This window comes from Limimaricola sp. (assembly GCF_016125575.1).
Lineage (GTDB): Bacteria > Pseudomonadota > Alphaproteobacteria > Rhodobacterales > Rhodobacteraceae > WGLM01.
On record NZ_WGLM01000005.1, the window covers coordinates 563,792 to 585,674 of the forward strand.

The 21,883-nt window shown below is 65.9% G+C and carries 25 protein-coding genes; 19 read left to right on the forward strand and 6 right to left on the reverse strand.

All coding sequences use genetic code 11. From position 1 onward, the window contains the following. Positions 1 to 211 precede the first annotated feature (211 nt). The 10 genes from GC146_RS14220 to GC146_RS14265 all read left to right on the forward strand — a co-directional run bounded on the left by GC146_RS14220 (position 212) and on the right by GC146_RS14265 (position 9,110). A complete protein-coding gene (locus GC146_RS14220) occupies positions 212 to 1,963 on the forward strand; it encodes an acetolactate synthase 3 large subunit (protein WP_291839998.1) in 1,752 nt (583 codons plus the stop codon). Positions 1,964 to 2,009: 46 nt separating this feature from the next. Further along, a complete protein-coding gene (locus GC146_RS14225; RefSeq protein ID WP_291840000.1) occupies positions 2,010 to 3,203 on the forward strand; it encodes a low temperature requirement protein A in 1,194 nt (397 codons plus the stop codon). 4 nt (positions 3,204 to 3,207) lie between these two features. Then, positions 3,208 to 3,573: a hypothetical protein gene (locus GC146_RS14230; protein WP_291840002.1), complete on the forward strand. Its 366-nt coding sequence runs from the start codon at positions 3,208 to 3,210 to the stop codon at positions 3,571 to 3,573. A gap of 4 nt (positions 3,574 to 3,577) precedes the next feature. Continuing rightward, positions 3,578 to 4,153: an acetolactate synthase small subunit gene (ilvN, locus tag GC146_RS14235; protein WP_291840004.1), complete on the forward strand. Its 576-nt coding sequence runs from the start codon at positions 3,578 to 3,580 to the stop codon at positions 4,151 to 4,153. Between the two features lie 102 nt (positions 4,154 to 4,255). Further along, a complete protein-coding gene (locus GC146_RS14240) occupies positions 4,256 to 5,392 on the forward strand; it encodes an aromatic ring-hydroxylating dioxygenase subunit alpha (protein WP_291840006.1) in 1,137 nt (378 codons plus the stop codon). Beyond that, positions 5,389 to 5,598: a hypothetical protein gene (locus tag GC146_RS14245; protein WP_291840009.1), complete on the forward strand. Its 210-nt coding sequence runs from the start codon at positions 5,389 to 5,391 to the stop codon at positions 5,596 to 5,598. Before GC146_RS14240 ends, GC146_RS14245 begins: the two co-directional genes overlap by 4 nt. Before the next feature lie 103 nt (positions 5,599 to 5,701). Beyond that, positions 5,702 to 6,643 (forward strand): nucleoside hydrolase, encoded by a 942-nt coding sequence (locus GC146_RS14250; protein WP_291840012.1) that lies wholly within the window; start codon positions 5,702 to 5,704, stop codon positions 6,641 to 6,643. Continuing rightward, complete coding sequence (locus tag GC146_RS14255) at positions 6,640 to 7,089, forward strand: GNAT family N-acetyltransferase (protein WP_291840015.1); 450 nt, start codon at positions 6,640 to 6,642, stop codon at positions 7,087 to 7,089. Before GC146_RS14250 ends, GC146_RS14255 begins: the two co-directional genes overlap by 4 nt. Before the next feature lie 69 nt (positions 7,090 to 7,158). Continuing rightward, positions 7,159 to 7,668 carry a hypothetical protein gene (locus GC146_RS14260; RefSeq protein WP_291840016.1) on the forward strand — a complete coding sequence of 170 codons (510 nt, stop codon included), beginning with the start codon at positions 7,159 to 7,161 and terminating at the stop codon, positions 7,666 to 7,668. Between the two features lie 47 nt (positions 7,669 to 7,715). Then, complete coding sequence (locus tag GC146_RS14265; protein WP_291840018.1) at positions 7,716 to 9,110, forward strand: protein adenylyltransferase SelO; 1,395 nt, start codon at positions 7,716 to 7,718, stop codon at positions 9,108 to 9,110. Here the strand turns inward: GC146_RS14265 and GC146_RS14270 are convergent. The 3 genes from GC146_RS14270 to GC146_RS14280 all read right to left on the reverse strand — a co-directional run bounded on the left by GC146_RS14270 (position 9,053) and on the right by GC146_RS14280 (position 11,129). After that, positions 9,053 to 9,982, reverse strand: coding sequence for a DMT family transporter (locus GC146_RS14270; protein ID WP_291840021.1), 930 nt, complete (start codon positions 9,980 to 9,982; stop codon positions 9,053 to 9,055). The genes GC146_RS14265 and GC146_RS14270 overlap by 58 nt on opposite strands. Positions 9,983 to 10,072: 90 nt before the next feature. Further along, complete coding sequence (locus GC146_RS14275; protein ID WP_291840024.1) at positions 10,073 to 10,630, reverse strand: peptidylprolyl isomerase; 558 nt, start codon at positions 10,628 to 10,630, stop codon at positions 10,073 to 10,075. Further along, positions 10,623 to 11,129 (reverse strand): peptidylprolyl isomerase, encoded by a 507-nt coding sequence (locus GC146_RS14280; RefSeq protein WP_291840028.1) that lies wholly within the window; start codon positions 11,127 to 11,129, stop codon positions 10,623 to 10,625. The genes GC146_RS14275 and GC146_RS14280 overlap by 8 nt, the downstream gene beginning before the upstream one ends. A 138-nt stretch (positions 11,130 to 11,267) precedes the next feature. On the opposite strand from GC146_RS14280, the gene GC146_RS14285 reads away from it, so the two are divergent. The 3 genes from GC146_RS14285 (at position 11,268) to GC146_RS14295 (ending at position 14,141) form a co-directional block, all read left to right on the forward strand. After that, the gene (locus GC146_RS14285; protein WP_291840031.1) at positions 11,268 to 12,446 is read left to right on the forward strand and encodes a phosphoglycerate kinase; all 1,179 of its coding nucleotides are present in this window, start codon (positions 11,268 to 11,270) and stop codon (positions 12,444 to 12,446) included. 38 nt (positions 12,447 to 12,484) lie between these two features. Then, the gene (locus GC146_RS14290; RefSeq protein WP_291840034.1) at positions 12,485 to 13,414 is read left to right on the forward strand and encodes a class I fructose-bisphosphate aldolase; all 930 of its coding nucleotides are present in this window, start codon (positions 12,485 to 12,487) and stop codon (positions 13,412 to 13,414) included. A gap of 76 nt (positions 13,415 to 13,490) precedes the next feature. Then, a complete protein-coding gene (locus GC146_RS14295; RefSeq protein WP_291840037.1) occupies positions 13,491 to 14,141 on the forward strand; it encodes a hypothetical protein in 651 nt (216 codons plus the stop codon). Here GC146_RS14295 and GC146_RS14300 read toward each other — a convergent pair. Further along, positions 14,138 to 15,748 carry an acyl-CoA dehydrogenase family protein gene (locus tag GC146_RS14300; protein WP_291840040.1) on the reverse strand — a complete coding sequence of 537 codons (1,611 nt, stop codon included), beginning with the start codon at positions 15,746 to 15,748 and terminating at the stop codon, positions 14,138 to 14,140. The genes GC146_RS14295 and GC146_RS14300 overlap by 4 nt on opposite strands. 138 nt (positions 15,749 to 15,886) lie before the next feature. On the opposite strand from GC146_RS14300, the gene GC146_RS14305 reads away from it, so the two are divergent. The 6 genes from GC146_RS14305 (at position 15,887) to grxD (ending at position 20,796) form a co-directional block, all read left to right on the forward strand. Further along, positions 15,887 to 16,186: a septum formation initiator family protein gene (locus GC146_RS14305; protein ID WP_291840043.1), complete on the forward strand. Its 300-nt coding sequence runs from the start codon at positions 15,887 to 15,889 to the stop codon at positions 16,184 to 16,186. A 144-nt stretch (positions 16,187 to 16,330) separates the two neighbouring features. Beyond that, positions 16,331 to 17,320, forward strand: a complete 990-nt coding sequence (pdhA, locus tag GC146_RS14310; protein WP_291840046.1) for a pyruvate dehydrogenase (acetyl-transferring) E1 component subunit alpha — start codon at positions 16,331 to 16,333, stop codon at positions 17,318 to 17,320. A gap of 13 nt (positions 17,321 to 17,333) precedes the next feature. Then, positions 17,334 to 18,698 (forward strand): pyruvate dehydrogenase complex E1 component subunit beta, encoded by a 1,365-nt coding sequence (locus tag GC146_RS14315; RefSeq protein WP_291840051.1) that lies wholly within the window; start codon positions 17,334 to 17,336, stop codon positions 18,696 to 18,698. A 10-nt stretch (positions 18,699 to 18,708) separates the two neighbouring features. Further along, the gene (locus GC146_RS14320) at positions 18,709 to 20,019 is read left to right on the forward strand and encodes a pyruvate dehydrogenase complex dihydrolipoamide acetyltransferase (RefSeq protein WP_291840055.1); all 1,311 of its coding nucleotides are present in this window, start codon (positions 18,709 to 18,711) and stop codon (positions 20,017 to 20,019) included. A gap of 160 nt (positions 20,020 to 20,179) precedes the next feature. Continuing rightward, complete coding sequence (locus GC146_RS14325; RefSeq protein ID WP_291840058.1) at positions 20,180 to 20,416, forward strand: BolA/IbaG family iron-sulfur metabolism protein; 237 nt, start codon at positions 20,180 to 20,182, stop codon at positions 20,414 to 20,416. A gap of 20 nt (positions 20,417 to 20,436) precedes the next feature. Then, positions 20,437 to 20,796 carry a Grx4 family monothiol glutaredoxin gene (grxD, locus tag GC146_RS14330; RefSeq protein ID WP_291840062.1) on the forward strand — a complete coding sequence of 120 codons (360 nt, stop codon included), beginning with the start codon at positions 20,437 to 20,439 and terminating at the stop codon, positions 20,794 to 20,796. A 19-nt stretch (positions 20,797 to 20,815) separates the two neighbouring features. Here the strand turns inward: grxD and GC146_RS14335 are convergent, their stop codons facing one another. Together GC146_RS14335 and GC146_RS14340 are read right to left on the reverse strand one after the other, a co-directional pair. After that, positions 20,816 to 21,208: a cell division protein ZapA gene (locus GC146_RS14335; protein WP_291840064.1), complete on the reverse strand. Its 393-nt coding sequence runs from the start codon at positions 21,206 to 21,208 to the stop codon at positions 20,816 to 20,818. Continuing rightward, positions 21,208 to 21,705 (reverse strand): hypothetical protein, encoded by a 498-nt coding sequence (locus GC146_RS14340; RefSeq protein ID WP_291840067.1) that lies wholly within the window; start codon positions 21,703 to 21,705, stop codon positions 21,208 to 21,210. Before GC146_RS14340 ends, GC146_RS14335 begins: the two co-directional genes overlap by 1 nt. Positions 21,706 to 21,883: the final 178 nt, after the last annotated feature.

Below are 21,883 nucleotides of genomic sequence, written 5' to 3' on the forward strand. Positions count from 1 at the left end.
TTCCGGAATTTGCGGTTGACGCCCCCTGCTGCACATGCATAAGTCCGCCCACGCGCAAGGAAGGGCCCGCAAGCGATGTCGAAAATTGTCGTATGCCTCATGGTCTGGCGCATGACCGGCTAGCCCCCCGCAGGCTCTGGCCGACCATGCGCCCCCGCCGGACCGGGGGCTTTTTTATGCGCGACGTTGACAGGATGAAGGACAACAGACGATGACACGCCAGATGACCGGAGCGAAAATGGTGGTCCAGGCCCTCAAGGATCAGGGCGTGACCACGGTGTTCGGCTATCCGGGCGGCGCGGTGCTGCCGATCTATGACGAGATCTTCCAGCAGAACGACATCCACCATGTCCTGGTGCGGCATGAACAAGGCGCCGTCCATGCCGCCGAAGGCTATGCCCGCTCGACCGGCAATCCCGGTGTTGCGCTGGTGACATCGGGCCCGGGTGCCACCAATGCTGTTACCGGCCTGACCGATGCGTTGATGGATTCGATCCCAATCATCGTGCTGACCGGGCAGGTCCCCACCTTCATGATCGGCACCGACGGCTTTCAGGAGGCCGATACCGTCGGCATCACCCGACCCTGCACCAAGCACAACTGGCTGGTGAAAGAGACCGACGCGCTGGCCGGCACCCTGCACGAGGCGTTTCACGTCGCCACCTCGGGCCGGCCGGGCCCGGTTCTGGTCGACATTCCCAAGGACGTGCAGTTCGCCACGGGGAACTATTCCGAAAAGCGCACGCACAAAAGCTATTATGCCCCGCAGGTGAAGGGCGATATCGACGCGATCACCGCGCTTGCCAAGGCCATGGAGAAGGCCAAGCGCCCGATCTTCTACACCGGCGGCGGTGTCATCAACTCGGGCCCCGCGGCAAGCCAGCTGTTGCGCGAACTGGTGGATGCAACCGGTTTTCCGATCACCAGCACGCTGATGGGCTTGGGCTCCTACCCTGCCTCGGGCAAGCACTGGATCGGGATGCTGGGGATGCATGGCCTTTACGAGGCCAACATGGCGATGCACGACTGCGACCTGATGATCAACATCGGCGCCCGCTTCGATGACAGGGTCACCGGCCGGCTTGATGCCTTCAGCCCCGGCTCGACCAAGGCGCATATCGATATCGACCCCTCCTCGATCAACAAGGTGATCCGCGTTGATATCCCGATTGTCGGCGACGTGGCGCATGTGCTGGAGGATCTGCTCAAGGTCTGGAAGGCACGTGGCCGCATCACCGAGAAAGAGGCCGTGGCCAAGTGGTGGAAACAGATCAACGACTGGCAGGCGATCGACTGTCTGAAGTTCCGCAACTCGACCTCCACGATCAAGCCGCAATATGCGCTGCAACGGCTGGAAGAACTGACCAAGGGGCGTGACCGCTACATCTGCACCGAGGTCGGTCAGCACCAGATGTGGGCCGCGCAATACCTGACCTTCGAGGATCCCAATCGCTGGATGACGTCAGGCGGCCTTGGCACCATGGGCTATGGCTTTCCGGCGTCGATCGGCGTGCAGATGGCGCATCCCGAGGCGCTGGTGATCAACGTCGCGGGCGAGGCGAGCTGGCTGATGAACATGCAGGAGATGGGCACGGCGATGCAGTATCGCCTGCCGGTCAAGCAGTTCATCCTCAACAACGAACGCCTTGGCATGGTGCGCCAGTGGCAGCAGCTGCTGCATGGCGAACGCTACAGCCAGTCGTGGTCCGAGGCGTTGCCCGATTTCGTCAAGCTGGCCGAGGCCTTTGGCGCCAAGGGCATCATCTGCAAGGACCCCAAGGACCTGGACGACGCGATCATGGAAATGATCGAGCATCCCGGCCCGGTGATCTTCGACTGCCTTGTCGAAAAGCATGAGAACTGCTTCCCGATGATCCCCAGCGGCAAACCCCATAACGAGATGCTGTTGGGCGATGCCGCGACCGATGGCGCAATCGAGGCGGGTGGGGCGGTGCTGGTCTGACGGCCCCTCCACCCCCGCGCCGGGCTGGCAACAGGGAAAGACCGCCATGCTGATCCGCCACTTCATCGCCCGCACCTCTGACGAGCCGCACCGCGTGGCGACTTCGCTGGAGCTGTTTTTTGATCTGGTCTGCGTTGTCGCCATCGCGGCGGCGACGCAGGCCTATCACCACGCGGTCAGTGATGGACACGCCGCGCAAAGCTTCATCGTCTTTCTCTTCGTGATCCTCGGTGTCTGGTGGTCATGGGCCAACTTCACATGGTTCTCGACCAGCTTTGACAATGACGACAGCCTTTACCGGCTGCTGGTCTTCGTGATCATCGGCGGTTACGCGCTGTTCGCCGGCGGCACCGCGCATATCTTCGAGACGCTTGATACCCGCCTGGGCATCATCGGCTGGGTCGTGATGCGCATTGCACTGGTGCTGCTTTGGCTGCGCGCGGCCATCGCCAATCCCGCCTATCGTCGTGCAGCCACGATCTATATCGTCGGCCTGACGGCGGCGCAGATCCTCTGGGTCACCCACTACCTTCTGCTGGGCGGGCACGCCGATGAGGCGGGCCTGTTCTTTGTTGCAGCGCTCCCGATCTATGCCATCGAGGTGGGCACGCCCCTGCTGGCCGGGCGGCGCAACCATCCGCCGATGCACCGCCACCACATGGTCGAGCGTCACGGGCTGCTGAACATCATCATCCTTGGCGAGATCGTGTTCTCGGCCACGCTCTATTCCGGCGCGCTGCATGACGGGCAGACAGATCCGGGCATCCTCGTGGGTGGTATCGCCACGCTGGTGATCGTGTTCGCGATGTTCGCGCTCTACTTCCTTGAAGAAGACCACATGCGCGCCGTCACCACCGGCCGGCGCTTCGTCCGCTGGGGCTACCTGCATGCCATTATCTATGTCGGCGGCGCGATGGTGGGCGCGGCGGCGGCCGCGCAACTGGACTGGCTGACCGGGCATTCTCATGCAACGGGCGAAGAGCTTGCGCTTGTCACGAACGGCGCGCTGGCGATCTACCTTGCAGGCCTCTGGATTGTCAGGGACAAGTACAAGACCGGCCTCGCGCGCGCGGCACTGCCCGCCGGCGTGCTGGCCTGCGCCTTGGCCGGCGTGCTGGCCGCGCCCTACTGGGTTACCGCGACCATCGCGGTGGCAACGCTGTTCCTGCGGCTCAGCCCGGCGGCGCTGGCTGGCGACACGGCAGAGGCCGAAGGCGACGATACGATGAAGGAGGCCTGAGACGATGACAAACGCACCCCTGACCTGCAAACCGCAAGGCGCACGCCGCCAGACCACCGGCCTTGTCGCGGCGCTGGCCGCGCTGACGCTGTCGGCCTGTTCCGGCGGCATGCTGCCACTGGCGACACCGGCCGGCAGTCAGAAGATCGAGGTTCTGGGAGATACGTTCTTCGTCACCCAGAATGGCAACACTGCGGTGGTCAAGAACTTCGCCACGGGCACCGACAACCAGCAGCGCCTGCTTTTCAACGCGCAGATGGCCGCGATCCGCGCCACGAACTGCGCCATTCACACCATTACCCAGCGCGACGGCGTCAACACCTACGACGTGACGCTGACCTGCCCGACGTCATCCCAACCACGGAGTTGATCCCATGTCCGCATTGCGCCTCAAGGAAGGGGCCTCCAGCCATTCCGCCTATAACCTGCGCGATCCCAATGCCGAGCCCATCGAGCGGCACACCTTGGCCGTGCTTGTCGCCAACGAACCCGGCGTGCTGGCGCGCGTGATCGGCTTGTTTTCGGGGCGCGGCTACAACATTGAAAGCCTGACCGTGGCCGAGGTCGATCATCAGGGCCACCGCTCGCGGATCACGATCGTGACCTCGGGCACGCCGCATGTGATCGAACAGATCAAGGCGCAGCTGGGCCGGATCGTGCCAGTGCACGAAGTTCACGACCTGACCGTCGAGGGGCCGCATGTGGGCCGTGAACTGGCGCTGTTGAAGGTCACCGGCAAGGGCGATGCCCGGGTCGAGGCGCTGCGGCTGGCCGACATCTTTCGCGCCAGCGTGGTCGACAGCACGCTGACGAGTTTTGTCTTCGAGATCACCGGCACCCCGGAAAAGATCGACGCCTTCGCCGACCTGATGCGCCCGCTTGGCCTGCAGGAGATCGCCCGCACCGGCGTCGCCGCGCTGGCCCGCGGGGCCTTGCCGCTGAAGAAGTAGCCCTGGCACATGTCGCTGTCCGCGCGCGGCAAGTCGCGCGCGGCGAGGGACGGCGCGCCCGCGCGGGCGTAGTCTGACGTCAGTCAGCCGCCGGAGCCCGCCATGCCCAACGACCTTTCCGCCGTCCGCAACCCTGTCGAAACCGCGCAGGGCCTGCCCAACGCCCACTACATCGACCCCGCGATGTGGGAAGAGGAAAAGCACGCCGTCCTGTTTGCAAGTTGGTCGGGCCTTGCCGTGGCCTCGGACGTGCCCGAGCCGGGCGACGCCAAGCCGATCGACTTTCTCGGCGTGCCGCTCTTGCTGTTGCGCGACCGTGAAGGCGTGGTGCGGGTCTTCCAGAACACCTGCCGCCATCGCGGCATGATCCTTGTGAGCGAACCCAAGAAGATCGAGGGCGCGATCCGCTGTCCCTATCATTCCTGGTGCTACGGCACCGACGGGCGGCTGGTCTCGACCCCGCATGTCGGCGGGCCGGGCCACAACACGCATGATGCCATCGTCAAGGATGACCTCGGCCTGATCGAGATCCGCAGCCATATCTGGTTCGATACCGTCTTCATCAACATCGACGGCAAGGCCCCGCCCTTCGAAGACGTACACGCCGACCTCTTGAAGCGCTGGGCGGAATGGGACCGGCCGCTGATCCATGGCGGCGCCGACAGCACATTCGCACTTGAGGTGAAGACCAACTGGAAACTCGCGGTCGAGAATTACTGCGAAAGCTACCACCTGCCTTGGGTCCATCCCGGCCTGAACAGCTATTCCCGGCTGGAGGACCATTACAACATCGCCGAGAAAGGGCGCTATTCCGGGCAGGGCTCAAGCCTCTACCGGCAGATCCGGCTCGACGATGGCACGGTGTTCCCCGATTTTCCCGGCCTCTCGGCGCAGTGGAACGAGGGCGCGGAATATGTGGCGGTTTATCCCAATGTTCTGCTGGGGGCCCAGCGCGACCACTGCTTTGTCATCGTGCTGCAGCCCAACACGCTGGAATCCACGACCGAGCATATCCACCTTTACTACTCGACGCCCGACACCTCCGATGCCCTGCGTGCGAAGAACACGGCGCAATGGAAGGTGGTGTTTCGCGAAGATATCGGCGTCGTCGAGGGAATGCAGAAGGGCCGCCACGGGCCGCTGTTTGACGGCGGCCGCTTCAGCCCGGCGATGGACGGGCCCACGCATAATTTTCACGACTGGGTGGCGGGCCGGATCGAGGCCCACCGCGCGCGATGAACGATCTGGACGCGCGGCTGCTGGCGGCCCACGCGGCAGGGGACCGCGCGGCGCTGGTCGCGCTTTACACGGAAGCCGGGGATCAAGCCGCGACGGTCGATGCGGCGTGTTTCTATCTTACCCAAGCCTATGTCTATGCGCTTGAACTCGGCCATGCGGCAGTGCCGGAGCTGCATGCCCGCCTGAAGGCCGAAGGCAGGGTCTAGCCCTGCGACTGGCGGGAAGAAGCCGCCCGCGGGACATCTGCCGGCTTGCCTCGCCCGCGGGGTCACGACATTGTGCCGCCAAACCCCGATCCAAGGCCCGCCCATGTCTCCCAAGAAGATCATCATCGACACCGACCCCGGCCAGGACGACGCCGTGGCAATCCTGCTGGCGCTGGCCAGCCCCGAGGATGTCGAGCTGCTCGGCATCACCGCCGTCGCGGGCAATGTGCCGCTGCCGCTGACCGCGCGCAATGCCCGCATCATCTGCGAACTGGCCGGGCGCACGGACGTGCCGGTCTTTGCCGGCTGCGATGCGCCGTTGAAGCGCAAGCTCGTCACCGCCGAACATGTCCATGGCAAGACCGGCCTTGACGGCCCGCAACTGGCCGAGCCGACGATGCCGCTGCAGGACCGCCACGCCGTCGATTTCATCATCGACACGCTGCGCGCCGAGCCGCCCGGCACCGTCACCCTCTGCCCGATCGGGCCGCTGACCAACATCGCCACCGCGATGCTGCGCGCTCCCGACATCATCGCGCGGATCGAACGCATCGTGCTGATGGGCGGCGCCTATTTCGAGGTGGGCAACATCACCCCCGCGGCCGAGTTCAACATTTACGTCGACCCGGAGGCGGCCGAGATCGTGTTCAAGGCGGGCGTGCCGCTGGTGGTCATGCCGCTCGATGTCACGCACAAGGCCCTGACGACGAAGGCCCGCATCGACGCCTTCCGCGCGCTGGGCACAAAGGTGGGCGACATGGTCGCCGCCTGGACCGATTTCTTCGAACGCTTCGACATGGAGAAATACGGCAGCGAAGGCGCCCCGCTTCATGACCCGTGCGTGATCGCATGGCTGATCGACCCGCACCTCTTCAAGGGCCGCCACATCAACGTGGAGATCGAGACGGTCTCGGATCTGACGCTGGGCATGACCGTGGCCGACTGGTGGGGCGTGACCGACCGCGCACCCAACGCCACCTTCATCGGCGACCTTCACGCCGACGGCTTCTACGCGCTGCTGACCAGCCGCCTGGCCCGCCTGTGAGCACCGCAATCACCCTTGCCGGCACCGCCGACCGCGACCGCGTGCTGGGCCTGATGGCGCAGTTCCACGCCGAACGCGGGCTGGCCCATGACGACGTGCACCGCGCCCGCGCGGCGGACCCGCTGCTGGAAGGCTCGCCGCTGGGTGCGGTCTGGCTGATCGGGCCGGGGCGCGCGCCGCTGGGCTACGTTCTCGTGGGCTTTGGCTGGTCGGTGACGCGCGCCGGCATGGAGGGCTGGGTGAACGAGGTCTACATTCGTCCCTCGGTGCGCCGCCGTGGCATCGGCACGGAGGTGCTGCACGCGGTGGCCGTGGCACTCAGCCAGGCCGGGCTGACCGCGCTGCATGTCCGCGTGGACCACGCCGACGAGGCCGCGCAGCGCTTCTGCGCGCGGGTGGGCTTTGCCGCCCGGCCCGAGATGCTGGTGATGACCGACACGCTTTGATCGCGTCAGGGTTGCCTGATGGCCCGGCCCGTGCAAGCGTAACTGGCATTTCAGCCAAGGGATTCTTTGATGTATCGCATGCTTGTCGCGCCCGCTCTGGCGCTTGCCACCTTTGCCCTGCCTGCCGCGGCCGAGGAGTTTTCCAGCCGCTACACGATCAACGGCCAGTACGATCTGATCGTCGACGGAACCCCGATGACCGCATGGACGACCTTGGATACCGAGCGCAACCGTAGTTCTGTCGAACGGCACAAGGTGATGGGCAAGGTATTCTACAACGTTAACGGCAGCGTGCCCGCGTCCGACGGCGATACCGATACGCTGTTATCGGTGCAGTTGTGGCCCGACCATGTCTCGGACATCCAGTATCTGGATGGCGGCATGTTTGGCGCCGATATCGCGGGTGGTTCGATGACCCTCGATGGTCCGCCGCAGATCGAGGACGATGGAACCATGAAATTCTCGTTTCATGGCACGCTGGTGGAATTTGCCATCAAGGACGGCGATTTCGCGCCAGTCGAAGGCGGACGGGTGATCGAGATCAGCGGCAGCTATGACGGGCGCTACCCGGTCGACTAGTTGGCAGCGCGGGGCGAGCGGCTTATGTCAGGGGCAGAGGTGCCGTAATGACGCTCCATATCCCGTTCGACAATAGCTATGCCCGCCTGCCGGGGCGGATGTTCGCCGCATTGCCGCCCACGCCGGTGCGCGCGCCACGGATCATCGCCGTCAATGACGGGCTTGCCCGGCTGATGGGCATCGACCCTTCGGCACTCGCCCGCGCCGAGGCCGAGTTGGCCGGCAACGCCCTGCCCGAGGGCGCCGCCCCCATCGCGCAGGCCTATGCAGGCCACCAGTTCGGTGCATGGAACCCTGGCCTCGGCGATGGCCGTGCGATCCTGCTGGGCGAGGTCGTGGGCACTGACGGCATCCGCCGTGACATCGTGCTGAAGGGCGCGGGGCCCACGCCGTTTTCGCGCATGGGCGACGGGCGGGCCTGGCTTGGCCCGGTGCTGCGCGAATACCTGGTGTCCGAGGCGATGGCGGCGATGGGCGTGCCCACCACCCGCGCGCTGGCCGCCGTGACAACGGGCGAGGACGTGTATCGCGAAGACCGCCTGCCCGGCGCAATCCTGACCCGCGTCGCACAAAGCCATGTCCGCGTGGGCACCTTCCAGTATTTCGCCGCGCGCGGCGATGGCGAGGCGTTGGCGGCGCTGGCCGATCACGTCATCGCCCGGCATTACCCGCAGGCCACCGGCCCCGCCGACCTGCTGGAGCAGATGATGGCCCGGCAGGCGCGCCTGATCGCGCAATGGATGGGGCTGGGCTTCATTCACGGCGTGATGAACACCGACAACATGGCGATTTCGGGCGAGACCATCGATTATGGCCCCTGCGCCTTCATGGATGTCTATCACCCCGACACGGTGTTTTCCTCGATCGACCGCACCGGCCGTTACGCTTGGTCCAACCAGCCGCTAATCGCGCATTGGAACATCGCGCAATTCGCCAGCGCGCTGGTACCGCTGATGCCCGACCAAGACGCGGCGGTGGAGGATTTCACCGCGATCATCAACCGCTTTCCCGCGCTTTACCGCGCGGCCTGGCTGGAGGTTTTCGGGCAGAAGCTGGGCCTTGCGGCCACCGAGGACGACGCGGCCCTGATCGACGACCTGCTGGCGCTGATGGCGCAGGACGGGGCGGATTTCACGAACGTGTTCGCGCGCCTTGGCACGCCGGCGGCCCGCGACGAGTTCCTCGACCGCGCGGGTTTCGAAGCATGGGAAACGCGGTGGCAGGCGCGCGGGCCGGATACCGCCCTGATGGCGCGCACCAACCCGCAGGTCATTCCCCGCACCCACCTGATCGAGGCGGCGATCACCGCCGGTGTTACGGGCGATCTGGGTCCGTTCCATGCCATGCTGGCCGCCGTCACGCAGCCCTTTGTCGAAAACGCGGCCTACATGCGCCCGCCGGCAGAGGACGAGCGCGTGCTGCGCACCTTCTGCGGCACCTGACGGTTGATCAGCACGATCCCCACCGCCACCAGCACCAGCGGCCCGACGATGCCCGGCCCCACCTTTTCGCCCAGCAACGCCCAGCCCAGCAGCACGCTGAGAACCGGCGACAGGAAACTGAACGAGGCCACGCCCGAGGCCGGGTAGATCGACAACAGCCACAGCCAGAAGATGAAGCCCGCGCTGACTACCACGACGATCTGGAACGCCAGCCCGGCGATGTGAATCCACTGCAGGTCACGCACCAGCGGGCCGAAGAAGGGCGCGGCGATCAGCAGGATTGGTGCGGAAACCGCCACTTGCCAGATCAGCTGGATCTCGGGGCGTTCGCGCCGCAGGGGCGAGGCCTTGGCCATCATCGCCGTCACCGCCCAGCCCACCGCCGCGCCCAGCGCCGCCAGATCGCCCATCACGCTGCCATGGCCCGACGGGTCGCGCCCCAGCATGGCCCAGGCCACCCCCGCCACCGCCGCCGCCAGCCCTGCCGCCTTGACCGGTGTGATCCGGTCGTCGGGCAGAACGACATGCGCGATCAGCGCCAGCCAGACCGGCATGGAATAGAAGATCACCGCCGTGCGGCCCACCGTCGTCAGGTCCAGCGCCACGAACAGGCACAGGAATTCCAGCGCGAAAACCGCGCCGGTGATCAGCCCGGCCAGCAGCGTGCCGGCCTGAAACCGCAACGGAATGCCACGCCACTTCAGCCAGGCGAGAATGCAAAGCACCGCCCCGGCCGAGCGCAGCCCGGCAAAGAACACCGGCTGCAACCCGCCGTTGGTCACCTTGATCACGACTTGGTTGAAAGCGAGAAGCAGCGCGAAACCGCTGAGCGAGACGGCGCCGAAGGCATCAATGCGGGATTTACGTTCCATGGCGGCGACTTGACCGCCGGGGCGGGGTGAAGTCAATCGGCATGGCTGCCGTTCCGCCCGGCCAATGAACCGGGCGGAACGGGGGGCGGCCTACTCGACCACCGTCACCTTTGTCATCACATCCTGTGGCGTGGCCACGGCACCGCTTTGGCCCTGACCGCGCTTGATCTGGTCGACAACGTCCATGCCAGAGGTCACTTCGCCCACCACGGTGTATTTCCCGTCAAGGAAATCGCCATCGGCGAACATGATGAAAAACTGGCTGTTGGCGCTGTTGGGGTCCTGCGCACGGGCCATGCCCACGGTGCCACGGGTAAAGCGGTGGTCCGAAAACTCTGCCGGCAGGTCCGGCAACGTCGAGCCACCCATGCCCGCCTTCGACAGGTCACCGCCGACCTTGCCAAATTCCACGTCGCCGGTCTGCGCCATGAAGCCGTCAATCACGCGGTGAAAGACCACGCCGTCATAAGCGCCTTCCTTGGCCAGTTCGACCATCCGCGCCACGGCCTGCGGCGCGAGATTGTCGAGAAGATGGATGGTGATGGTGCCGTTGGCCTGACCCGAAACCTGGATCTGCAGGTCGGTCGCCAACGCGGGCGAGGCAAGCAGGGCCATCAGGCCCGCGGCTGTCAGCGTGCGCTCAAACATCGGCGGCCACCCGGACTGAAATCATCCGGTCGGGGCTGGCCGGCGGCTCGCCACGGGCGATCTTGTCGACATGCTCCATCCCCGAAATCACCCGGCCATAGACGGTGTACTGGCCGTTGAGAAAGGAGTTGTCCTTGAAATTGATGAAGAACTGGCTGTTGGCCGAATTGGGGTTGGCCGAACGCGCGGCGCCGATTGTGCCACGATCATGCGGCAGCTTGGAAAACTCGGCCGGCAGGTCCGGCAGGTCCGAGCCGCCCGTGCCGGCGCGACGAATGTTGAAGCCGTCTTCCATGTCGCCATGTTCCACGTCGCCGGTCTGGGCCATGAAGCCCTCGATCACGCGGTGAAAGCAGACGTTGTCATAGGCGCCGGCGCGGGCCAGTTCCTTCATCCGGGCGACATGCTTGGGCGCCACGTCGGGCAGAAGGGCGATGGTGACCGGCCCGTCCTTGAGGGTGATGATGATGGTATTCTCGGGGTCGGTGATCTCGGCCATGGCGCATCTCCGTTTTGTGCGTTGGTCTGGGCTTTTCCGGTGGCCGACATATGCCAGCGTTGCCCGAATGCCAAGGGATCGCGCTTGACCTCGGCGGCGCAGGGCGTAACGAAGGGAAGCATCCTGAAGGAGGCGGCGATGGGCTGGAAGACACTCGACGACATGGACCTTACGGGCAAGCGCGTGCTGACCCGGGTCGACCTCAACGTTCCGATGGAAAATGGCCGGGTCACCGATACCAGCCGCATCGACCGGATCGTGCCAACCGTGCGCGACATCCTCGCCAAGGGCGGCACCCCGATCCTGCTGGCGCATTTCGGCCGCCCCAAGGGCAAGCCCAACCCGGAGATGAGCCTGCGCCTTGTCCAGCCCGCGCTGGAGACGGCGCTGGGACGCAATGTGGTCTTCATCGAACAGCCCTCGCGCGGCGAGATCGACGTGCTGCCGTTCGACACCGTCGTGCTGGTGGAAAACACCCGCTTCACCCCGATGGAAGAAGCCAACGATCCGAAGATGGCGCAGTTCCTCGCCTCGCTGGGCGATGTCTATTGCAACGATGCCTTCTCGGCCGCGCACCGGGCCCATGCCTCGACCGAGGGCGTGGCGCACCTGCTGCCCAGCTGCGCCGGGCGGTTGATGGCCGAGGAACTGGCAGCACTCGACAAGGCGCTGGGCAACCCCGCGCGCCCCGTCGTGGCGATCGTCGGCGGCGCGAAGGTGTCGACCAAGCTGGACCTGCTGGGCAACCTCGTGACCAAGGTCGATCACCTGGTGATCGGCGGCGGCATGGCCAATACCTTTCTTGCCGCGCAGGGCATCAAGGTGGGCAAGTCGCTTTGCGAGCATGACCTAGCCCCGACCGCGCGCGAGATCCTCGCCAAGGCCGAGGCCGCGGGCTGCGAGGTGATCCTGCCGCGCGACATCGTGGTGGCCTGGGAATTCAAGGCGGGGGCGGAATGCCAGACGCTGAATCCGGATGCCTGCCCCGACGACGCGATGATCCTCGATGCCGGGCCCGATACAGTGGCCTACGTGGCCGATGTGCTGGCCAAGGCGCGCACGCTGGTCTGGAACGGCCCCCTTGGCGCCTTTGAGATGGAGCCCTTCGACGCCGCGACGATGGCGGTCGCGCGCAAGGCCGCCGCGCTGGTGAAAGCCGGTAGCCTGATCGCCGTGGCGGGCGGGGGCGATACCGTCTCGGCGCTGCACCAGGCGGGCGTGGCGGGGGACATGACCTATGTCTCCACCGCGGGCGGTGCCTTCCTCGAATGGATGGAAGGCAAGGTTCTGCCGGGCGTCGCGGCGCTGGACGCCTGAAATCCGGGCCGGGCACAGATAACAGGGAAGGACACGGAATGAAGACCACGCGTATCGTTCAGAACATCCTCGCCAATTACCAGGGCGAGACGCCGGCGGTGAAGGGCCAGCTGGCCCGGATGCTGATGGAGGGCAAGCTGGGCGGCACCGGCAAGATGATCATCCTGCCGGTTGACCAGGGGTTCGAACACGGCCCGGCGCGCAGCTTCGCGGCCAACCCGGCGGGCTATGATCCGCTTTACCACTACCAGCTGGCCATCGACGCGGGGCTGAACGCCTATGCCGCCCCCCTTGGCCCGCTCGAGGCCGGGGCCGACACCTATGCCGGGCAGATCCCGACGATCCTGAAGGTCAACAGCGCCAACTCGCTGATGTCGGGCTCCGCCGGCAAGAACCAGGCCGTGACGGCCAGCGTGGACGACGCGGTGCGGCTGGGCTGCGCGGCGATCGGGTTCACGATCTACCCCGGCTCGGACGCGCAGCTCGACATGTACGAAGAGATCCGCGAGATGCGGCGCGAGGCGGCGTCCAAGGGCATCGCGACCGTCATCTGGTCCTACCCGCGCGGCGAGGCGGTGACCAAGGACGGCGAGACGGCGATTGATGTCGCGGCCTATGCCGCGCATATCGCGGCGCTTTTGGGCGCGCATATCATCAAGATCAAGCTGTCGACCGATCACCTGATGCTGCCGGAGGCCAAGAAGGTTTACGAGGCCGAGAAGATCGACATCGCCACGATGGCCGCCCGCGTGCGCCATTGCGTGCAGTCGAGCTTTGACGGGCGGCGGATCATCGTCTTCTCGGGCGGGGCGGCCAAAGGGGTCAATGCCGTCTATGACGATGCCCGCGCGATCCGCGACGGCGGCGGCAACGGCTCGATCATCGGGCGCAACAGCTTCCAGCGGCCGCGCGACGAGGCGCTGGCGATGCTGGCCAAGCTGATCGACATCTACAAGGGCCGCGCTTGAGGGCGCGCGCGGGGGGCTGTCTGCCCCCCGCGACCCCCCGAGGATATTTGCAAGGCAAAGGCAGCAGGAGAGAGAGATGATGCGGGCCTGGGCGATTTGCGGAATGACGTTGTTGTTGGCCGGGTGCATGGATGCCGGGCCCCTGCCCGTCAGCGGCCCCGGGTTGGGCCCCGGCCCCGGGATGGGCGGTTTTGACCTGGGCGCAGCCGTTGCCGGACAGAACGGCAACGGCCCGACAGATCCCGGCGCACCGTTGCCGATGGGCGGCATGGATGCCGGGATGCCGGTGAAGCTGGGCTCGATCTCGTCAGTGATGGGCGAGTCGGCGAGGAACTGGGCGATCTATGGTAGCGCCGATGGCAGCGGAACACCGGCGGCGCGTGTATCCGGCGCGGACCTGACCATCGAGGGCACTCCTGCGGATCAGCAGGGCATCTCGGGCGGGCAAATCCGGATTTCGGGGCACTTGTCGGGACCGCTCGCTGCCGGCGTGCCGGTCACAGGTGTGCAGATCAGCGTCAGTGCAGCGGCCGACGGCAGCACGCCGGCGCTGGCAGCCGCGTCGGGCACGGCGCATGTGTCGATTGATCGGGCCGCGGCGCCGTCCGGCGGCAACGGCTTTGGCACGTTGACGGGCAGCTTCAGCGCCCGGCTCTGTTCAGGTGGTGGCGGAAGCGGCTGCCAGACGATCAGCGGATCCTTCGCAACCTCGGTGCAAGTGAACTAACCCGAGAGACGCGCCAGCAACGCCACCACGGGCAGTCCCGTCACCGCGCCCGGTATCAGGCCGCGATGGCCCAGCCGGGCCGCGACATAGGCCTCGCCCACCGGATCGGGCGCACGCCGCAACAGTACGGACGCCGTCAGCAGGTGTGCGGTCGCCTCGGCAAAGGCCCGCGCCTCTGCCTCGGGTACCTCGCCCGGCCAGCGGGTGCGCAATGTATGGAGCGCATGATCGTAGCCACGCGAGGCGCCGCTTGCCGAGTCAAGTTCGGCCTGAAGCGCAGCGGCCGCCGCGGGATCGCGCGCCAGCGTGCGCAGGATGTCGAGGCAGATGACGTTGCCCGCGCCCTCCCAGATGCCGTTCAGCGGCGCCTCGCGGTAAAGCATCGGCATCCCCGATTCCTCGATGTAGCCAGTGCCGCCAAGGCATTCCATCGCCTCGCCCACCACGACCGGGCAACGCTTGTTCGACAGGAACTTGGCCAGCGCAACGCCGATTCGCGCGAAGGGCCGCTGCGCATGGTCGTCAAAGGCTGCGGCCACCCGCAGACCAAGCGCCAGCGCGCCTTCCCAGTCCAGCACCAGATCGGCAAGCACCGCGCGCATCAGCGGCTGATCGATCAGCCGCCGCTGGAACGTACGCCGCCCTTCGACCCACCACAGCGCCTCGGTCAACGCCGCCCGCATCAGCCCGGCAGGCGCCATCGCGGTATCCAGCCGGGTGTGATGCACCATCTCGATGATCGTGCGCACGCCCTCGCCCTCGGGCCCAAGGCGATGGGCCAGCGCGCCGTCATATTCGATCTCGGCCGATGCATTGGCGTGATTGCCCATCTTGTCCTTCAGCCGCATCAGCCGAATACCGTTGCGGCCCCCCTCCAGCCAGCGCGGCACGACAAAGCAGGTCAGCCCGCCCGGCGCCTGCGCCAAGGTCAGAAAGCCGTCGGACATCGGCGCCGAGCAGAACCACTTGTGCCCGGTCAAACGCCAGCTGTCGCCCTCGGGCTCGGCCCGTGTCGTATTGGCCCGAACGTCCGAACCGCCCTGTTTTTCGGTCATGGCCATGCCCATCGTCGCCGCGCGCTTGGCCCCCACCGGCAGGATCGCCGGGTCATAGGCGGCCGCGGTCAGGCGGGTCCGCCAAGCGGCCGCCAACGTCGGCTCGGCATTGATCGCAGGGACGGCGGCATAGGTCATCGTCATCGGACAGCACACACCGGGCTCAACCTGTGTCATCAGGTAGACCATGGCGGCATGGGTGGCATGTCGCCCGCCACCGCGGCCCGTCCATGGCCCGCCGGCATATCCCGCCTCGAGCCCCATGCGCATCAGCTCGTGATAGGCCGGATGGAACTGCACCTCGTCAAGCCGCCTGCCGCTCCGGTCGAACGGGGCCAGCCGGGGTGGCACTTCGCGCGCCAGCCGGCCCAACGCCCAGGAATCCGTTTCGGCGATGGTCGCGCCGAGGGCCGCCAGTGGCGGCGCCATGCCGCCGGCTGCGTCCAGATGGGCCCGCAACGTGGGGTCGTCGGCCCAAGGGTCACGCGGGGCAGCGGGGACGGGCTGGTTCTCGACCCGGTGGGTGGGCAGTTCGCTTTCTGGTTGCAACATGTGGCGCTCCTCGCCGGGGTGCTCCGTCGAATACTACCTTAGCGGGAAAATGACGGTTTGGGGATTCCCAAAGCACTGCGTTTATGCCACTTTGTGCGGCAGACGGGCCCGGCAGAGGTCCGCGCACGAGGCAGAGCGATGATCCGAGCGAACGGCCCTTCCCTAGGCTCCCTGGCCTACCTTGTCGGCTGCGTGATGGCGGGGCTCTATTTCCTCTTTTCAGCGGTGCAGGGTGACTACGGCGTTCTCAAGCGCACGGCGATCGAGGCCGAGAAACACCAACTGACCCAGGAACTGGCCAGCGCGGATGCCGACGTGGCGCGGATGGAAAACCTGACCAAGCGCCTGTCGGACAGCTACCTTGACCTTGATCTGCTTGACGAACGCGCGCGCGCCGTCCTCGGCCTTGTGCGGGCCGACGAGATCGTGATCCGCTAGGCGGACAGCCCAGCCCTGCGCCCCCTGCAGCCCTTCCATGTGCCTGACGCCTGACCCCGGGGCAGATTGGCCCTCGCATTTCCGGGCGCTGCGCGTTATGAATGGTTTAATGCTAAACTACTTCGCCTGACGGATGGAGGATCCATGGCCGCCAAGAAACCCGCCGAACGCCCGAACGTGTCGGCCGAAGAACTCAAGTCCCATTATCGCAACATGCTGCTTATCCGACGGTTCGAGGAAAAGGCAGGCCAGCTATACGGGATGGGGCTGATCGGCGGCTTCTGTCACCTCTACATCGGCCAGGAAGCCGTCGTCGTTGGGCTCGAGGCAGCGGCGGAAGAGGGCGACAAGCGGATTACCTCCTACCGTGACCACGGCCACATGCTGGCCTGCGGGATGGATCCCAAGGGCGTGATGGCCGAACTGACCGGGCGTGAGGGCGGCTATTCGGGCGGCAAGGGCGGCTCGATGCACATGTTCTCCAAGGAAAAGCATTTCTACGGCGGCCACGGCATCGTCGCCGCACAGGTGCCGCTGGGTGCGGGGTTGGCCTTTGCCGACAAGTATCTTGGCAATGACCGCGTCACCTTCACCTATTTCGGCGATGGCGCTGCCAACCAGGGCCAGGTCTACGAGGCCTATAACATGGCCGAGTTGTGGGACCTGCCGGTGGTCTTTGTCATCGAGAACAACCAGTACGCGATGGGCACTTCGGTGGCCCGTTCGACCAAGTCCAAGTCGCTGTTCGCGCGCGGCGCGGCCTATGCGATCGAAGGCGAAGAAGTGGACGGCATGGACGTGATGGCGGTCAAGGCCGCGGGCGAGCGCGCGGTGGCGTGGTGCCGCTCGGGCAAGGGCCCCTACATCCTCGAGATCAAGACCTACCGCTACCGTGGCCACTCGATGTCGGACCCGGCGAAATACCGCACCCGCGAAGAGGTGCAGAAGATGCGCGACGAGCGCGACCCGATCGAACAGGTGCGCAACATGCTCCTCACCGGCAGCCACGCGACCGAGGACGATCTCAAGGCGATCGACAAGGAGATCAAGGAGATCGTGAACGACGCCGCCGAATACGCCAAGGAGAGCCCCGAGCCCGCGCTCGAGGAACTCTGGACCGACATCTACGCCTGAGGGAGTGACTGACATGGCAACCGAAATTCTCATGCCCGCCCTCTCGCCCACGATGGAGGAAGGCACGCTGGCCAAATGGCTGGTCAAGGAAGGCGATACCGTGAAAGCGGGCGACATCATGGCCGAGATCGAAACCGACAAGGCGACGATGGAGTTTGAGGCCGTCGATGAAGGCGTGATGGGGCAGATCCTTGTCGCCGAGGGCAGCGAGGGCGTGAAGGTGAACACCCCCATTGCCGTGCTGCTGGCCGAGGGCGAAGAGGCGGGCGCCACGCCCGCGCCCGCCGCGCCATCGAAACCGGCCGAGGCCCCTGCCCCCGCCGCACCCGCATCAGCCCCCGCCAAGGCCGCGCCCGCCGCGGTGCCGCAGTCGCCCGATTGGCCTAAGGGCACCTCGATGAAGTCGATGACCGTGCGCGAGGCCCTTCGCGAGGCGATGACCGAAGAAATGCGCCGCGACGAGACCGTCTATCTGATGGGCGAAGAGGTGGGCGAATATCAAGGCGCCTACAAGATCAGCCAAGGCCTGCTGGACGAGTTCGGGCCCAAGCGCGTCGTCGACACGCCGATCACCGAACATGGCTTTGCCGGTATTGCTGTCGGCGCGGCCTTTGGTGGCCTGCGGCCGATCGTCGAGTTCATGACTTTCAACTTCGCGATGCAGGCCATGGACCACCTCATCAACTCGGCCGCCAAGACGCTTTACATGTCGGGCGGCCAGATGGGCGCGCCGATGGTGTTCCGCGGCCCCAACGGGGCGGCTGCCCGCGTCGGCGCCCAGCACAGTCAGGATTACGCCGCCTGGTACATGCAGATCCCCGGTCTGAAGGTGGCAATGCCGTGGTCGGCGGCCGATGCGAAGGGCCTGATGAAGACCGCCATCCGCGACAATAACCCGGTGATCTTCCTTGAAAACGAGATCATGTACGGCAAGTCCTTCGAGGTGCCCGACCTCGAGGATTTCACCATCCCCTTCGGCAAGGCCAAGATCGAGCGCGAGGGCACCGACGTCACCATCGTCAGCTTCGGCATCGGCATGAATTACGCGATGGAAGCGGCCGAGAAACTGGCCGCCGACGGCATCAGCGCCGAGGTGATCAACCTGCGCACCCTGCGCCCGATGGATACCGAGACGATCCTTGCCTCCGTGCGCAAGACCAATCGCTGCGTCACCGTCGAGGAAGGCTGGCCGCAGGGCAGCGTCGGCAATTACATTTCGTCGGTGATCATGCAGCAGGCGTTCGACTGGCTCGATGCGCCGGTGATCAACCTGACAGGCAAGGACGTGCCGATGCCCTATGCCGCCAATCTGGAAAAACTGGCGCTGGTGACCACCGACGAGGTGATCGAGGCCGTCAAATCCGTGACCTACCGCTGAGGAGCCCGCGATGCCCACCGAAATCCTGATGCCCGCCCTGTCTCCGACGATGGAAGAGGGCACGTTGGCCAAGTGGCTGGTGAAAGAGGGCGACACGGTCAAGTCCGGCGACATCATGGCCGAGATCGAAACCGACAAGGCGACGATGGAGTTCGAGGCCGTCGACGAGGGCGTGATCGGCAAGATCCTGATCTCTGAAGGCAGCGAGGGGGTAAAGGTCAACACGCCCATCGCCGTGCTGCTGGCCGAAGGCGAAAGCGCCGACGACATCAGCGAGGCGCCCAAACCTGCCGCGCCAAAAGCCGAGGCGCCAAAGCCTGATGCCGCGCCTGCGCCGGCCACGCCCGCCACCACAGCCGCGCCTGCGCCTTCCGCCGGCACGTCGTCCGACGGGGCTCGCATCTTTGCCTCGCCGCTGGCGCGCCGGATTGCCGCTGACAAGGGCCTTGATCTTGGCACGCTCACGGGCTCTGGCCCGCATGGCCGGATCGTCAAGGCCGACGTCGAGGCCGCCAGCGCCGCACCCAAACCGGCCGCTGCAAGCGCGACCGCAGCCCCCGCAGCGGCCCCTGCCGCCGCGATGGCGACCGGCCCTGCCACCGATACCGTGCTGAAGATGTATGCCGACCGCCCCTTCACCGAGGTCAAGCTTGACGGCATGCGCAAGACCATCGCCGCGCGGCTGACCGAGGCCAAGCAATCGGTCCCGCATTTCTACCTGCGCCGTGACATCCGCCTCGATGCGCTGCTGAAATTCCGCAGCCAGTTGAACAAGGACCTAGAATCGCGCGGCGTGAAGCTGTCGGTCAACGATTTCATCATCAAGGCCTGCGCGCTGGCCCTGCAACAGGTGCCCGCCGCCAATGCCGTCTGGGCCGGCGACCGCACGCTGCAATTCGATAAATCCGACGTCGCCGTCGCCGTCGCCATCGAAGGTGGGCTCTTTACCCCCGTGCTGCGCGATGCCGAGACCAAGACGCTCTCGGCCCTCTCGGCCGAGATGAAGGACCTCGCCAAGCGCGCGCGCGAGCGCAAGCTGGCACCGGGCGAATACCAGGGCGGCAGCTTTGCCATCTCCAACCTCGGAATGTTCGGCATCGACAATTTCGACGCCATCATCAACCCGCCCCACGCCGCGATCCTCGCGGTCGGCGCGGGCGTGGCCAAACCGATCGTGGGCGAGGACGGACAGGTCACGGTGGGCACATTGATGTCGGTCACGCTCAGCGTCGATCACCGGGTCATCGACGGTGCGCTGGGCGCCAACCTGCTGCAGGCGATCAAGGACAACCTCGAGAATCCCATCGCGATGCTCGCCTGAGGCTTCATCTTGCCGCAAATACTCCGGGGGTGAATTGGCCGTCAGGCCAAGAGGGGGCAGCGCCCCCTGCCCCGCCCCCGCCCGGCCAGTCGCATGTCCACCCCTTGCGGGCGCTGCGGGTGCATTCTACATCTGAAGGCAATCAGCCAAGGACACCCCCATGCCGATGACCGCCCATGATATCGAGGCGCTGCTGCGCGAGACCTTCCCCAAGGCGAAGATCACCGTGCAAGGCGATGACGGGCAGCATTTCGCGGCCGAGGTGATCGACGAAAGTTTTCGCGGGCTTAACCGCGTGCAACAGCAACGCGCGGTCTATGCCGCGCTCAAGGGCAGCATGGATGGCCCCTCCGGTGCGGTGCACGCGCTGGCGCTGACCACCAAGGCGCCCGATTAACCCTCTGAAAGGACATCCCGATGAGCGCGACCGACCAGATCAAGGACACCGTGACCAGCCATGACGTTGTGCTGTTCATGAAGGGCACGAAAATGATGCCGCAATGTGGCTTTTCCAGCCGCGTGGCGGGTGTTCTGAACTTCATGGGTGTCGAATTCACCGACGTGAACGTGCTCGAAGACGCCGAAATCCGTCAGGGCATCAAGGATTTCTCGGACTGGCCCACTATCCCGCAGCTTTACGTCAAGGGCGAGTTCGTGGGTGGCTGCGACATCGTGACCGAGATGACGCTTTCGGGCGAACTGGACGAGTTGCTGTCGTCCAAGGGCATCGCCTTTGACAAGGCCGCTGCCGACAAGATCCGCGAAGCCAACGCTTGAGGCAAGAACGGCCCGCGGATCACTCCGCGGGCTGCGATCCGGCCGAGCCCCTGGCCTCGACCTCGTCGGCAAGGGCCTCGGCCTGCGCGGCGATCTCTGCCAGCGCCTCGGTCACGTGGCCGGGCACGACCGGAACCTCGACCCGGGTCGGTGTCGGTTCGGGCCGCCCTTCCACCTCCGACAGGCGCGCCTCCAACGTGCGCAGGCGCTCTTCGAGTCCGGCGGTCTTGTCCGCCAGCATCAGCCCCGCCATCAGCAGCATCCGCGATTCCGGCATCCGGCCAATCTGGCCCGAAAGCGCCGATGCCTCGTTATCCAGCATCGCGGCGGCGCTTTGCAGAAACGGCTCCTCGCCATCCTGACAGGCCACTTCAAAGCTGCGGCCACCGATGGTGATCTCGACCTCTGCCATCACGTCGCCTCCGCAAGGATCGGCCTGAGCGCCTCGAGCACCGCGTCAACCTCGGCGGCATCTGCCGCGCGAAGTGCTGCCAGAGCGTCCAGTTCGGCCCTCATTGCCTTGTTGATCAGCCCCGGATCGGCCACGCCCTCGGCCAGCGCGTCGCGCAATTGTCCGTTTATGTCCCGAAGGTCAGCGTTGGCTTCGCGCAAGCGCTGCAGATCGCGGTCGAAAAGCGCAAGTTGGGTTTTCGACTGCGTCGCCGCGTCTTCCAGCGCGGCGATGCGTTCGTCCTGACGGTCCTTGAGCGCCTTGACCCGCGCCTCAAGCTGGGCGTTGGCGATACGCTCTTCTTCGAGCCGGGCACGCAGGGCGGCAAGTTCGGCCGTGCCCGCGGCGGGTGCCGGGGCAGCCATGCTGCCGGTCCCAACGGGCACCTGTGCAAGGCCTGCCCGGATCCGTCCCAGCGCCGCGCTGATCCGGCTTTCAAGCTCGACGATGTCGCTCATCTGCCGCTTTTCCTGTCCCTGTCCGTGTTCCCGCAACGTCCTGCTGCGCCGACTTTGCCGCTGCCCCGGCATTGGCCACACCCGCCCGCGCAGCCCGAATCGTACTGCCCTTATCTCAGCCTAAGCCATCGCTGCGTCCCGGGCAAATGGCGTTCTTCCACGGGGATCAACGCCTTAG

Bases quoted from the DNA above. Each gene is read 5' to 3' on its own strand.
- GC146_RS14250 (WP_291840012.1), top strand. From the start codon at position 5,702: ATGTCTCCCAAGAAGATCATCATCGACACCGACCCCGGCCAGGACGAC.
- GC146_RS14220 (WP_291839998.1), top strand. From the start codon at position 212: ATGACACGCCAGATGACCGGAGCGAAAATGGTGGTCCAGGCCCTCAAG.
- GC146_RS14230 (WP_291840002.1), top strand. From the start codon at position 3,208: ATGACAAACGCACCCCTGACCTGCAAACCGCAAGGCGCACGCCGCCAG.
- GC146_RS14275 (WP_291840024.1), bottom strand. From the start codon at position 10,630: ATGTTTGAGCGCACGCTGACAGCCGCGGGCCTGATGGCCCTGCTTGCC.
- GC146_RS14300 (WP_291840040.1), bottom strand. From the start codon at position 15,748: ATGTTGCAACCAGAAAGCGAACTGCCCACCCACCGGGTCGAGAACCAG.
- GC146_RS14245 (WP_291840009.1), top strand. From the start codon at position 5,389: ATGAACGATCTGGACGCGCGGCTGCTGGCGGCCCACGCGGCAGGGGAC.
- GC146_RS14335 (WP_291840064.1), bottom strand. From the start codon at position 21,208: ATGGCAGAGGTCGAGATCACCATCGGTGGCCGCAGCTTTGAAGTGGCC.
- grxD (WP_291840062.1), top strand. From the start codon at position 20,437: ATGAGCGCGACCGACCAGATCAAGGACACCGTGACCAGCCATGACGTT.
- GC146_RS14315 (WP_291840051.1), top strand. From the start codon at position 17,334: ATGGCAACCGAAATTCTCATGCCCGCCCTCTCGCCCACGATGGAGGAA.
- GC146_RS14225 (WP_291840000.1), top strand. From the start codon at position 2,010: ATGCTGATCCGCCACTTCATCGCCCGCACCTCTGACGAGCCGCACCGC.
- GC146_RS14265 (WP_291840018.1), top strand. From the start codon at position 7,716: ATGACGCTCCATATCCCGTTCGACAATAGCTATGCCCGCCTGCCGGGG.
- GC146_RS14285 (WP_291840031.1), top strand. From the start codon at position 11,268: ATGGGCTGGAAGACACTCGACGACATGGACCTTACGGGCAAGCGCGTG.
- GC146_RS14260 (WP_291840016.1), top strand. From the start codon at position 7,159: ATGTATCGCATGCTTGTCGCGCCCGCTCTGGCGCTTGCCACCTTTGCC.
- GC146_RS14240 (WP_291840006.1), top strand. From the start codon at position 4,256: ATGCCCAACGACCTTTCCGCCGTCCGCAACCCTGTCGAAACCGCGCAG.
- GC146_RS14280 (WP_291840028.1), bottom strand. From the start codon at position 11,129: ATGGCCGAGATCACCGACCCCGAGAATACCATCATCATCACCCTCAAG.
- GC146_RS14270 (WP_291840021.1), bottom strand. From the start codon at position 9,982: ATGGAACGTAAATCCCGCATTGATGCCTTCGGCGCCGTCTCGCTCAGC.
- GC146_RS14325 (WP_291840058.1), top strand. From the start codon at position 20,180: ATGCCGATGACCGCCCATGATATCGAGGCGCTGCTGCGCGAGACCTTC.
- pdhA (WP_291840046.1), top strand. From the start codon at position 16,331: ATGGCCGCCAAGAAACCCGCCGAACGCCCGAACGTGTCGGCCGAAGAA.
- GC146_RS14295 (WP_291840037.1), top strand. From the start codon at position 13,491: ATGATGCGGGCCTGGGCGATTTGCGGAATGACGTTGTTGTTGGCCGGG.
- GC146_RS14340 (WP_291840067.1), bottom strand. From the start codon at position 21,705: ATGAGCGACATCGTCGAGCTTGAAAGCCGGATCAGCGCGGCGCTGGGA.
- GC146_RS14290 (WP_291840034.1), top strand. From the start codon at position 12,485: ATGAAGACCACGCGTATCGTTCAGAACATCCTCGCCAATTACCAGGGC.
- GC146_RS14320 (WP_291840055.1), top strand. From the start codon at position 18,709: ATGCCCACCGAAATCCTGATGCCCGCCCTGTCTCCGACGATGGAAGAG.
- GC146_RS14305 (WP_291840043.1), top strand. From the start codon at position 15,887: ATGATCCGAGCGAACGGCCCTTCCCTAGGCTCCCTGGCCTACCTTGTC.
- ilvN (WP_291840004.1), top strand. From the start codon at position 3,578: ATGTCCGCATTGCGCCTCAAGGAAGGGGCCTCCAGCCATTCCGCCTAT.